Here is a 12544-nt window from a genome sequence, read left to right on the forward strand (position 1 = left end):
CACCCACCCCAGGAGCCGCCCCCATGAAAACGCACCGCATCGCCGTCATCGCTGGCGACGGCATCGGCCAGGAAGTCATGCCCGAAGGGCTGCGCGCGCTCGAGGCGGCCGCCAGCCGCTTCGGCATCGGCTTGCATTTCGATCATTTCGAATTTGCCTGCTGGCCCTGGTACGAGCGCCACGGCCAGATGCTGCCCGACGACTGGAAAGAGCAGATCGGCGGCCACGACGCGATCTATTTCGGCGCCGTCGGCTGGCCCGAGAAAATCCCCGACCACATTTCACTCTGGGGTTCGCTGTTGCGTTTTCGGCGCGAGTTCGACCAGTACGTGAACCTGCGCCCGGCGCGCCTGCTGCCCGGCATCAGCTCGCCCCTGCGCCGCCGCGACGGCACGCCCTACGCCCCGGGTGCGATCGACATGTGGATCGTGCGCGAAAACACCGAGGGCGAATACTCGAGCGTGGGCGGGCGCATGTACGAGGGCAGCGAGCGCGAAATTGTGCTGCAGGAAACGGTGATGAGCCGCCACGGCGTCGATCGGGTGCTGCGCTTTGCCTTCGAGCTGGCGCAGAGCCGCCCCAGGCCGCATCTCACCAGCGCCACCAAGAGCAACGGCATCGCCATCACCATGCCCTATTGGGACGAGCGCGTGGCCGCCATGGCGCGTCAGTACCCCGGCGTGCGCGTGGACCAGTTCCACATCGACATCCTGTGCGCCCACTTCGTGCAGCGCCCCGACTGCTTCGACGTGGTGGTGGCGAGCAACCTGTTTGGCGACATCCTGAGCGACCTCGGGCCGGCCTGCACCGGCACCATTGGCGTGGCGCCCAGTGCCAACCTGAATCCCGAGCGCCGCCAACCCTCGCTGTTCGAGCCCGTGCATGGCTCGGCCCCCGACATCGCCGGGCGCGGCATCGCCAACCCGATCGGCCAGATCTGGTGCGGGGCCATGATGCTCGATTTTCTGGGCCACCGCCCGGCGCACGACGCGCTGCTGCAAGCCATCGAAACCGTGCTGGCCGCCGGCAGCAGCGCCCCACGCACCCCCGACCTCGGCGGCCGCGCCCGCACCGCCGACCTAGGGCGGGCGATCGCCGAGGTGGTCGGCGCATGAGCGCAGCCCCGGCCGCCGTTCCAGCCCCCGGCGCCGATCCGCAGTCGGTCTTTGCCTTGCTCGACGACTGCACAGCCAGCGCCGCGCAGCCCAGCAGCCGACTCTACACCGGCTTCGTGCGCGAGCACGTCTGCACCGACGCGACCGACCGCGCCGCGCTGGAGGCGCTGTGGGCTGCGGTGGCGCAAGACCAGCGCGCCGGTTTGTACGCGCTGCTGCTGGCCGACTACGAATGGGGCGAGGCCTTGGTGCTCGGCCAGCCGGCGACGGCCTATCCGGGCGCGGCGCTGCGCTTGCTCATGTTCAGCCACCTGCAGCGGCTCGCGCGCGAGCAAGTCGATGCCTGGCTGCAGGGCTGGCCCGGCTTTGGCGCCGGTGGCGGCACGCTGGCGCTGCAGGAGAGCGTCGATGAAGCGGGCTTTGCGGCCGCCATCGAGCGCATCCACGCCGCCATCCGTGCCGGCGAGACCTACCAGGTGAACTACACCTACCGCCTGCAGGGCCAGGCCTGGGGCGAACCGGTGGCGCTGTACGCGGCCTTGCGCGCGCGCCAACCGGTGCCCTTTGGTGCGCTGCTGCGCCTGCCCGACGAACGCTGGCTGCTGTCTTGCTCGCCCGAGCTGTTTTTGCGCCAGCGGCACGGAGTCTTGAGCGCCCGGCCCATGAAAGGCACGGCCGCGCGCGGCCTTGCGCCAGACAGCGATGGCGTCGGCGACTGCGAAGCCGATCTGGCCAGCGCCCGCCAGCTCCAAGCCGACCGCAAGACCCAAGCCGAAAACGTGATGATCGTCGACTTGCTGCGCAACGACATCGGGCGCGTCGCACTCACCGGCAGCGTGCAGGTGCCGGCGCTGTTCGAGATCGAATCCTACGCCACCGTGCACCAGATGACCTCCACCGTGCAGGCCCGGCTGCGGCCCGAGGTTGGTTGGCCCGAGCTGCTGCGCGCCACCTTCCCCTGCGGATCGGTGACCGGCGCACCCAAGCACCGCACCCTGCAGCTCATCCGCGCCCTCGAAAGCACGCCGCGCGGCCCCTACTGCGGCGCCATCGGCTGGCTCGACGCCGCACCAGCAGGCCAGCGCGTGGGCGACTTCTGCCTCTCGGTGGCCATCCGCACGCTCACGCTCGGGGCGCCGCACCAGGGCCTGCGGCCGCTCAGCCTGGGGGTGGGGGCGGGCATCGTGCACGACAGCGTGGCCGCCGACGAGCTGGCCGAATGCCGCCTCAAAGCCCGCTTCCTCACCGGCCTGGACCCTGGCTTTGACTTGTTCGAGACTCTGCTGCACCTTCCCGGTTGCGGCTTGCAGCATCTGACGCTGCATCTGGCGCGCTTGGCGGCCAGCGCGCGGGCGCTGGGTTTTGCCTTCGACCCCGAAGCAGCCCAGGCGCTGTTGCGCCAGCGCGCGGCCGAGCTGCCCCCCGATGTCCCGGCGCGGGTGCGGCTGGCGCTGTCGCACAACGGCCGGCTCAGCCTTGCGCACGCCCCCCTGGCGGCGCTGGCGCCCGGTGTCGTGACGCTGCGGCTGCACCCCGAGCCGCTGCCGCTGCACAATCCACTGGCCGCGCACAAGACCACGCGCCGCAGCCACTACGACGCCGGCATCCGTGCCGCCGAGCGCGAGGGCGCCTTCGACAGCCTGTTTTTCAACACCGCCGGCGAGCTGATCGAGGGTGGGCGCAGCAACGTCTTCTTGCGCCTGGGCGGCCGCTGGTTCACCCCGCCCGTATCTGGCGGAGCCTTGCCCGGCATTCAGCGCAGTTTGCTGCTCGCCGACCCCGCCTGGGCCGCCAGCGAGGCGCGCCTGACGCGGGCAGATCTGCAACGCGCCGAGGCCATCGTGGTGTGCAATGCGCTGCGCGGCGCGCTGCCGGCGCGTTTGCTGGGGCAAGCCAGCACGCCCTGAGCCCCGGTTACAATGCGCCAGCCATTTCAGCCCAGCGCGCCTTCCCCGGTGCGTTCGGCTAACATCAGGGGTTTCCCGGTGGGGTGCTTAGCTCAGTTGGTAGAGCGGCGCCCTTACAAGGCGTAGGTCGGCGGTTCGAACCCGTCAGCACCCACCACCCACCAGCCCCATGCCGATGAGCCCGGCATTCATTCCCACGTTGCAGGCAGCGCCCACATGTTTGATTTTTTTCGCAACAACATCAAGTTCCTGATGGCGGTTCTGATGTTGCTGATCATCCCGGCCTTCGTGCTCGTCGGGGTCGAGGGTTATGGGCAACTGGGCGCTGACCCCAACGCCGTGGCGCGCGTCGGCGGCACCGACATCACGCGCGAGCAGTGGGAAGAGCGGCACCGCAACCAGATCGATCGACTGCTGGAGCAAACGCCGGGCCTGCAGCGCGCCCAGCTCGACACCGAGGCCAGCCGCTTTGCCACGCTCGAGCGCATGATCGACGAGCAACTGGTGGCCCTGGCGGCCCAAGATGCCCGTTTTCTGGTCACCGACCAGCAGCTCGCTGCCACACTGGCGCAAGACCCCACCATCGCCCAGCTGCGCCGCCCCGACGGCACGCTCGATCTGGAGCGCTACCGCCAAATCTTGGCCATGCAGGGCCTGACACCCGAGCAATTCGAGCAATCGGTGCGCGCCGACCTGATCCGCCGCCAGTTGCTCGAGGGCTTGGCCGTGACCGCTTTCGCCCCCCCGAAGCTGGCCGAACAGGCCTTGCAGCCATTTTTCCAGCGCCGCGAAATCCAGTTCACGGTGTTCCGGCCTGATGACTTCCGCGCCGGCGTCGCCCTCACCGAGGCCGACCTGCAGGCCTTCCACACCCAGAATCCGAACCTGTTTCAGTCGGCCGAACAAGTCGATGTCGAATACCTGGTGCTCGACCTGGCCGCGGTGGCGCGGGGCATCGCCATCAGCGAAGCCGATTTGCGCGCGCATTACGAGCAAACCCGCGCCCAGCTCGCCGCCAAAGAAGAGCGCCGCGCCAGCCACATCCTGCTCACGCTCGAGCCGGGCGCCAGCCCCGAACAACAAGCCCAGGTGCGCGCCCGCGCCGAAGAGCTGCTGGCCCAGGTGCGCCTCAACCCGGCCCGTTTTGCCGAACTCGCGCGCGCGCACTCGCAAGACCCCGGCTCTGCCGCCAGGGGGGGCGATTTGGGCTTTTTTGCCCGTGGCGCCATGGTGCCGCCGTTTGAGCAGGCGGTGTTTGCGCTGCAGCGCGGCGCCATTTCGGACTTGGTGCAGACCGATTTCGGCTTTCACATCATCCAGTTGCTCGAGGTGCGCCAGCCGGCCGCCGAGCCCTTCGAGGCCGTGCGCGAGCGCCTGACGGCCGAGCTGCGCCAGCAACAGGCGCAGCTGCGCTTTGCCCAAGCCGCCGAAACCTTTTCCAACTTGGTCTATGAGCAGGCCGACTCTCTAGCGCCCGCCGCGCAGGCGCTGGGCCTGACCGTCAACCGCGCCCAAGCGGTGGTGCGCCGCGGCCCCCAGCCCGCCGGGCTTGCTCCCGCCTTGACCCATCCCGAGCTGCTGCAGGCCCTGTTTGCCAGCGACGCGCTCACGCTCAGGCGCAACACCGAAGCGATCGAGGTTCAGGCCGGGCAACAGCTGGTGTCAGCAAGGGTGCTCGCGCACCGGCCCGCGCAGCTGCAGCCCCTAGACGCCGTGCGCCCACAAGTCCGCGAACTGCTGCTGCAGCGCCGCGCGCTGGATGCCGCGCGCACCGAAGGGCAAGCCCGCTTGGCGGCCTGGCGCCAAGCCCCGGAAGCGGCCCAAGGCCGGCTGTCACCCGCCGTGGCCCTGTCGCGCACCGAACCGCAAGGCGCGCCCGCCGAGGTGCTGCGCGCCGTGCTGAGTGCCGCCGCCCCAGCATCCGCCGATGCCCCGACTTGGGTAGGCGTCGATATGGGCCCCGACGGCTACGCCGTGATCCGCATCAACCGCGTGCTCGAGCGCGAGGCACCCGACGCGGTGCGCGCCGGGCTGGAGCGCAACCAGCTCGCCGATCTGTGGGCACAAGCCGAAACCCAAGCCTACCTGCGGCATTTGCGCACGCGCTTCGAAGTTGAAATTTTGCAGCCACGCCCCACCGCCGAAACCGCCGCCGCGTCCTGAATCAGGGGTATAATCTAAGGCTTGCGGTGGCTGTAGCTCAGTTGGTAGAGTCCAGGATTGTGATTCCTGTCGTCGTGGGTTCGAGTCCCATCAGCCACCCCACGTATTTCCAAATAATATCAAGCAGTTAGCCCGGTTTCCCGGGCTTTGTGCTTTCTGGGCTGCGCTCGATGTAACGGCGGATGTAAGCGCGTTTTGCACGTCAGCGGTGCGGCTGCTCGAGCACACAAAACCCGGATCAAGGGCCGGGCTCTGGCGGTGGTGCAAGCGCTGGCGGCTCAGGCGCTGGCTTGCTCCAGCCGCACCACGGCGCGGCAGCCTAGGGCTTTGGCATACCGCTGCACGGTGCGCATGGAAGGCTGGCGTTTGCCTGCCTCGAGCCTTGCAACTGCGCTTTGTGTGGTGCCCATGCGCTCGGCCACCTGGGCTTGCGTCAGGCCGGCGCGGGCGCGGGCGTGCAGCAGCTCGCGGGCCATATCGAACTCGGCGGCTAGGGCGTCGTATTCGGCTTGCACGGCGGGCTGCTCCAGCAGCTTGGCCTTGATTTGCTCGAGGGTGATCATGGCAGGGTCTCCAATCGGTTCAGGGCGGTTTCAATGGCGCGGCGCGGTGTGGCTTGGGTTTTCTTGATGAACACGTGCAGCACCAGCAGGCGGCGCTGGTGCACGGCAGCGTACACGGCGCGGGCTATGCCATCCCGGCCTTGTAGGCGCATCTCCCACAGCTTGCCTTGCAGGGGGCGTATGTGGGGCAGCCCTACACGCTGCGGCCCCAAGCCCTCCAGCAGCTCGGCAGTGCGCAGGAAGCGGGCTTGCATATCGGGCGGCAGCGCCAGCAGCTCGGGCTCGGCTTGCGGGTGCAGTGTCACAGTCCAATGAGTCACAGTATAGCCTTTTTGCAATGATTAAGCCACCACGCTCAGCTTGAGCGGCTGCGCTGGCGCAAAGCGCACTCCGGCTTGCTCGAGCATCCATGCCTCGATGCGCTCATGGTGGATGCGCAGCCCTTGCGGGTGCGGTGCTCGATGTTGTGCTCATCCATTTAATGCCTAGCGCCTTGCGCTAGCGCTTTCAAAGCGCCGAGCCCCACTCAAGGATTCGCCCACCCGGCTGATAATGCCTCGGCCTGTTTCAGCACGGTCTCCGTCGCTTCCTCCTGCCTATCCGGCGGGTACTTGTAGCGTTTGAGCAACGTCTTCACCATCACCCGCAGGCGCGCTCGCACGGTCTCGCGCACCGACCAGTCCACGGTCACTGATGCCCGCAGCTTCTGCGTCAGTTCGACCGCAATCGCCTTCAGTGTCTCGTCGCCTAGGTCGCGGACAGCGGCCTCGTTGGTTGCCAGCGCATCGTAGAACGCCATCTCGTCGCCGTTGAGCCCCAACTGCTCTCCGCGCTGCGCAGCGGTGTGGAACTTCCTAGCCATCTCGATCAGTTCTTCGATGACCTGCGCGGTCTCGATGGCCCGGTTGCGGTAGCGCTGCAGGCTCTGCTGCAGCAGCTCGGAGAACTTGGCCTGCTGCACGACGTTGGTCTTGAAGCGCGAGCGTATGTCGTCTTTCAGCAGCCGCTGCAGCAGTTCCACCGCGAGGTTGCGCTCTTTCATGTGGCGCACGTCCTCTAGGAACTCCTCGGACAGAATGCCAATGTCGGGTCGATTCAAGCCGGCGGCTTTGAAGATATCCACGACTTCGGCACTGACCACGGCTTTGCTGATGATTTGCCGCAGCGCGTGATCCTTCTGCTCATCGCTAAGCTTCTTGCCCGAGGTGCCGAACTTGGTCAGCGCGGCCTTTACGGCCTGCAGAAAGGCGAGCTCGTCCCGGTGTGCCAGCGCCCCGTCCAAGCTGCAGCAGAGGGCGAACGCCTTGCTGGCGGCCAGCACAGTGTCGGCAAAGCGCTTCTTGCCATCTTCCGAGCCCAGCACGTGGTTCGCCACGCCGGGCAGCAGCTGCCAGGCCTTCGTGCGAAAGTCGGTGTAGTCAAAGCCGTGTAGCATGCCGTGCAGCACGTCCATCTTTTCCAGCAGCACGGCTAGCGCGTCCTCGGCGGCGATGGTCGGCTTGCCGTTGCCCTTGGCCTGCGTGTAGTCCTTGAGCGCCGCCTTCAGCTCGTTGGCGATGCCGATGTAGTCCACCACCAGGCCGCCGGGCTTGTCCTTGAACACGCGATTCACACGCGCAATCGCCTGCATCAAGTTGTGGCCCTTCATCGGCTTGTCCACGTACATCGTGTGCATGCACGGCGCGTCGAAGCCCGTGAGCCACATGTCGCGGACGATGACCAGCTTGAAGGGGTCGGCCGGGTCCTTGTACCGGCGCTCTAGGCGCTTCTTGACGTCCCTGCTGTAGATGTGCGGTTTGAGCAGATTCTTATCCGAGGCCGAGCCGGTCATGATCACCTTGATGGCACCCTTCTCGGGGTCGGGGTCGTGCCAACTCGGGCGCAGAACCACGATGGCGTCGTACAGGTGCACGCAGATTTCGCGGCTCATGGCCACCACCATGGCCTTGCCGTCTAGGCTGGCCAAGCGGTTCTCGAAGTGCTCGATCAGGTCGGCCGCTACCTTCTGGATGCGCGGTGGCGCGCCCACCAACTTTTCCAGAGCGGCCCAGCGGCGCAGCTGCGCCGCCTTGACGGTGTCGTCCTCTTCGTCCTCGGTCAGCTCCTCCACTTCGTCGTCGAGATACGGCGCATCGGCTTCCTGCAGCTCCAGTCGGGCGAGGCGGCTCTCGTAATAGATGGGCACCGTGGCGCCATCCTTGACCGCCTGCTCGAACGTCGTAGATGTGAACGTAATCGCCAAAGACCGCGCGGGTGTCCCGGTCCTCCAGCGATACGGGCGTGCCGGTGAAGGCCACGAACGTGGCATTAGGCAGGCCGTCGCGCAAATGCTGGGCGTAGCCGTAACGCACGTTGCGCAGCACGCCGTATTTGGCGGTGGGTTCGGCTACCTGTAGCGCCATAGGCTCGTTGGCCGCGTCGTTGGTCGTTAGGGTCTTGCGGGCGTCCTTGATCTGCTTTTGCAGCTTGGGCATGCTGGCCTGGAAGCCGTACTGGCTGCGGTGGGCCTCGTCGCAGATGACGACGATGTTGTGCCGGTCGGAGAGGACGGGGAAGCTGTCCTCGTCCTCTCCCGGCGTGAACTTTTGGATGGTCGTAAAAACAATACCGCCCGAGGGCCGATTGGCCAGCAGATCACGCAGCTTGGGCCGGGTGTCGGCCTGCACTGGGGTCTCGCGCAGCAGCGCGGCCGCGCCGGCGAACACGCCAAACAGCTGGTTGTCTAGGTCGTTGCGGTCGGTCACCACCACTAGGGTCGGGTTGCCCATCTGGGGGTGTTGCATCAGCTTGCCTCCTAGGCAAGTCATCTCGATGCTCTTGCCCGCACCTTGGGTGTGCCACACCACGCCGCCCTTGCCGCGCCGTGAAGCATTGGCCTTCGGATTCGACGCCTCGAGCACGCTCTCGACCACCGCCCGCACGGCATGGAACTGGTGGTAGCCCGCCACCTTCTTGACCAGCTTGCCTTCGTCCTCGAACAGGATGAAGTGGCGCAGGTAGTCCAGCAGCAGGTCGCGCTGGAACAGGCCGTGCACCAGCGTTTCCAGCTCCTTCATGGCCCCCAGCGGGTCCACGGTCACGCCGTCGATGGTTCGCCAGGCCATGAAGCGCTCTTGGTCTGCCGTGAGCGAGCCCACGCGGGCCTCGATGCCATCGCTGATGACCAGCAGCGCGTTGCTCTGGAACAGGTCGGGAATGTCTTGCTTGTAGGTTTGCAGCTGGTTGAAGGCGGCCCACAGGTCGGCGTTCTCGTCGCCGGGGTTTTTGAGCTCGACCACCACCACGGGCAGGCCGTTGAGAAACAGCACAAGGTCGGGGCGCCGGGTGAGCTTCGGCCCTTGGATACTGAACTGATTGAGCGCGAGCCAGTGGTTGCGCGCGGTGTCGGCCCAGTCCACCAACTGCACCCGGTCGCCGCGGGTCTCGCCGTCCTTCTGGTACTGGACGGGCACGCCCTCCACCAGCCAGCGGTGCATCTGCCGGTTGGCCTGCACTTGGCCTGGGATGTTGGGGTTTAGCACCATGCGGCAGGCTTCGTCCTGCGCGCCGGCCGGAAGGTGCGGGTTCAGGCGCCGGATGGCATCGCGCAGGCGGTGCTTGAGCGCCACCTCGCGGTAGCTGTCGCGCTCGGTGCCCGGCGTCTTGGCGTCGGGTGGCGACACGTCCGGCCCATGGCCGATCTTCCAGCCCAGCGCCGCCAGCCATTCGAGCGTGGCTTGTTCGAGGTGGTCTTCGGTGATGCTTCCCATGCGCTGCAACCTACCACCAACGGTTACTCAACTGAGCGGCCCATGCCTCGAACGCAGCGATAGCCTGTTCCACTTCTGTCGCACTGTTCCCGAAAAGTCCAGAGCTCACATAGGGAGACCGCTCATGCTCGGCCGCAAGACTTGACCTCCATCCTTGCAAGACGCGTTCGCGGCCCTGACTTCGGTACCCGTAACGTCCTGGTGGATGGTACTCGGTGTTGAGTGGGCACAGCCTGTGATGCGCAATCGCGAGAACAATTTCTACCCAGTCGAACCGGAGGTCGTAGTCATGCCGCGAGTCGAACTCGTCTCCGAATCCACTCCAGAAGTGCTCGGCGAGCCAGTCACTCAAGGGAGCATGGCGACGGTCCTGGCCTTCCAAGAGTTGTCCCCAAGGCTGCGGGTTGTCGCGCAAAAGGCAAAATGGAGGAACGACGTCGACCGCGATGACTGGCTGTCGATTGGCAAACTCAAGCTCGTTCTTTAATAGCGGTGCAACCACATTGCAACGACCTCGGACTGATGCGCCCAGAAGCGCGGCGTATGTCAAGAGCGTGACGGGGTAGCCTTGGTATGCGAGCCACAGCGTCACGCCTTGGTTGTTCCGAGTGCCGTACAGACGGCGCTGTGCCGAAGCCAGCTGCTGGACTGCCCCACGGTCACCCCAACGGCCGACCTGAAAGGCTATGGCGCAAAGCGTTCGACAAATGCCCTCGTACAGCCGAACACGCGCGGTCACTGTTTCGGTGTTCACGGCTTCCGACGTGTTGAAGAGCCGCTCTTGCTGAAGCTCTTTGCAGACTCTGCGGCTTTCGTCGCCAATTAGGTCCGCTAGCTGAATCCGTGAGGTGTCGGGACTGGCAAGGTATCGCTTGCAGGCAGCAACTGCAGCCTTGACCGACAGTGGGTGGGGTTGGGAGAACTGTTCGATTGCCCTGACGCGTTGTTCAACGTTCTCGAAGAACGAATCAGCATCTGAGATTGCAACGTGCTGACCGCCTCGTAGGGCGAGCAGTGCTGCAACCCGCTCTCCAAGCTGCCCTCGCGCAGCGAAAAAGGTCGAGAACCGCCTGCTGGGTGCACGTTCAATCGCGCGCCGTAGTGCTTCATCCCATTCTGCGGACCAGCCGCAGGCGACCAGCCCGTACTCATCAAAGACTTGGTCGAGTAGCTTGTCGACCTGAGAGGCGTAGCTGGCCAACTCTTCTGGCGTATTGAGGATGCGTGTGTCGAGGTAGTCGCCATGAAGCTTGATAACGCAACACTTCATGTGAGCCAGCGGTACAGCGCCTTCGACTTGGTCCGGTGTGCTGATGACGGTAGGCGCGACTCCAACTTCTTCGAGCGCCCGCTCCATCAGGCGGTCAAAGTTCGTGGTGAGGATTACTCGGATATGGCCGCTCGAAGCCAGCCGTGCAATCGCTCGATGCGCCTTGGTGGGGGACTTCGCCCCATCCCGGCGTTCTTCCTCGGAGGGCTCAAAGTAGGCCCTGAGAATCTGCGCGCGCTCGGCGGGCGTTTTCGCTAGCGCATCCAGTAGGCGCGAGTAGCCCGGCTCCTCGCCATACTGGTTGCGGAACCAGGCGGCTGGGTCTGGCTCGCCGTCAGCTTCTTGCGCAGCAGCCAACTTCCTTACGAGGTCGAGCACAACCTCCCAGCCAGTCGGAATGCGGGCTGCTCTAGAGACGCCGGAGCCGAGCAACAGTGCGTAGACGCCCGGGCTCGACTGGATGGCGAACGCCAACGAGAGTTCCGGTGTCACGCCAGTGCCTCTTCGACTTGAGCTTGCAACTCCGGTATCTGTAGCTTGCCGGAGATGAGGCGAGGAAGCAGGATGTTCCGCAGGCTGGCGAGTTGCTCCGCCCGCTCTTCGTTTGAGCGGATGGTCTCGAAGAGTGGTCGCACGACATTGTTCCAAGCGACTAGGGGTCCTGCTTCCGGAATGCAAACGGGGCAATCCGTGACAGCCGCAGCAGGGAGGGCAAGAACGGTTGTGCCCGTCGCATACCCAACTGCGCGCTCTCGGAACGTGGGTTCCCGAAACGTGAAAAACAGGAAGTTGCGCAGCGCTTCTGGGTCGTGCGACCCTGTCCTCCGGACAGTGACCTTAAAAACGTGGTGGGACACGAATCCCGGCTCGAAGCCACAGGGAATGAGGACAGGTCGGCCCAGTATGTCTCTTGCCTGGGTCATGTCGGTGTTCGCGATGATGAGGTCACCGGGCGATACGGAATGCCGAGGCCGGTACTCACCGGTGTAGCGCTTTACCTTCTCACTAGCGAAGACTCGCTGCGCATTGAAGCAGCCCAGGTTGAACATGAAGGCCCCTTCCCCCTCAGACAACCCGTCGCCCTTGTACGAACATCCCTTGGTGAGTTCGCACAACGTGCCCAACGTGCTCGCCTCCCACCCATTCGGTATCAATCTCAGTTCCGACTCCTCCAGCTCCGCAGGAAACAGCGCCGCCGTGGCCGCATCCATGCCTTCGGGCTCGCGGCCATCGGCCTTGGCGCGCACCGGGTCGAAGTCGATGAACCAGCTCTTGAACAGGGCTTGGGCGATGGATTCGAGGGTGGCGTTGGTTTGGCGCAGGAGGTCGATGCGGTTGTCTAGCCGCCTTAACAATTCGACCGAGGCGCGCTGTGTCTTGACCGGTGGCAGCGGAACCTGCATTGCAGCAATCGCCTTTCCGGTGAGGTGCTTGATGGTCGTACCAGTGAAGTGCGCATCGAGTAGCCCTACGTTGGCCGCATGCCTGAACCAGTAGTAAAGGTAGTAGTTGTCCAAGCTCGGCTTGGGACGTATCCGGTGCAGCGCCTTTTGAATCTTCATCCGCTGGACCGGCCCGGTCCAGACGGCGCACCTTCCGGGCTCGCCACCCTCACAGACGACCAAGTCGCCAGGAAGGAGGCCGTAGCGCTCCTCTTCGTGAGACTCAAAGCGCATCTCGGACAAGTCGCCAAGCTCAAAAGCGCCCCAACGAACGTTGACGTTTCCCAGATATGGCTGCATGTCGCCCTTGTTCTTTTTGGCGTCAAGCATCTTCC

General features: G+C 65.3%; 7 protein-coding genes, 2 tRNA genes and 1 pseudogene. 5 read left to right on the plus strand and 5 right to left on the minus strand.

Annotated elements, in window-relative coordinates:
• The first annotated feature begins 23 nt into the window (after positions 1-23).
• The 5 genes from AAAZ40_RS07695 (at position 24) to AAAZ40_RS07715 (ending at position 5287) form a co-directional block, all read left to right on the plus strand.
• The gene (locus tag AAAZ40_RS07695) at positions 24-1115 is read left to right on the plus strand and encodes a tartrate dehydrogenase (RefSeq protein WP_476659820.1); all 1092 of its coding nucleotides are present in this window, start codon (positions 24-26) and stop codon (positions 1113-1115) included.
• The gene (locus AAAZ40_RS07700; RefSeq protein WP_476659821.1) at positions 1112-3022 is read left to right on the plus strand and encodes a chorismate-binding protein; all 1911 of its coding nucleotides are present in this window, start codon (positions 1112-1114) and stop codon (positions 3020-3022) included. Before AAAZ40_RS07695 ends, AAAZ40_RS07700 begins: the two co-directional genes overlap by 4 nt.
• Before the next feature lie 81 nt (positions 3023-3103).
• Positions 3104-3179, plus strand: a tRNA-Val gene (locus tag AAAZ40_RS07705).
• A 59-nt stretch (positions 3180-3238) separates the two neighbouring features.
• Positions 3239-5185, plus strand: a complete 1947-nt coding sequence (locus AAAZ40_RS07710) for a SurA N-terminal domain-containing protein (RefSeq protein WP_476659822.1) — start codon at positions 3239-3241, stop codon at positions 5183-5185.
• Positions 5186-5211: 26 nt separating this feature from the next.
• Positions 5212-5287 (plus strand) — tRNA-His (locus AAAZ40_RS07715).
• Between the two features lie 176 nt (positions 5288-5463).
• Here the strand turns inward: AAAZ40_RS07715 and AAAZ40_RS07720 are convergent.
• The 5 genes and pseudogenes from AAAZ40_RS07720 to AAAZ40_RS07740 form a co-directional block, all read right to left on the minus strand.
• Entirely contained in the window at positions 5464-5748 is a 285-nt protein-coding gene (locus AAAZ40_RS07720) for a helix-turn-helix transcriptional regulator (protein WP_034111529.1), read from the minus strand.
• Positions 5745-6068, minus strand: coding sequence for a type II toxin-antitoxin system RelE/ParE family toxin (locus AAAZ40_RS07725; protein ID WP_476659823.1), 324 nt, complete (start codon positions 6066-6068; stop codon positions 5745-5747). The genes AAAZ40_RS07720 and AAAZ40_RS07725 overlap by 4 nt, the downstream gene beginning before the upstream one ends.
• A gap of 206 nt (positions 6069-6274) precedes the next feature.
• Positions 6275-9497: pseudogene (locus AAAZ40_RS07730) on the minus strand (type I restriction endonuclease subunit R).
• A gap of 10 nt (positions 9498-9507) precedes the next feature.
• The gene (locus tag AAAZ40_RS07735; protein ID WP_476659824.1) at positions 9508-11259 is read right to left on the minus strand and encodes an SIR2 family protein; all 1752 of its coding nucleotides are present in this window, start codon (positions 11257-11259) and stop codon (positions 9508-9510) included.
• Positions 11256-12539 (minus strand): restriction endonuclease subunit S, encoded by a 1284-nt coding sequence (locus tag AAAZ40_RS07740; RefSeq protein ID WP_476659825.1) that lies wholly within the window; start codon positions 12537-12539, stop codon positions 11256-11258. Before AAAZ40_RS07740 ends, AAAZ40_RS07735 begins: the two co-directional genes overlap by 4 nt.
• Positions 12540-12544 lie beyond the last annotated feature (5 nt).

The sequence above is a fragment of the Serpentinimonas sp. SMBJO2 genome, assembly GCF_056341105.1.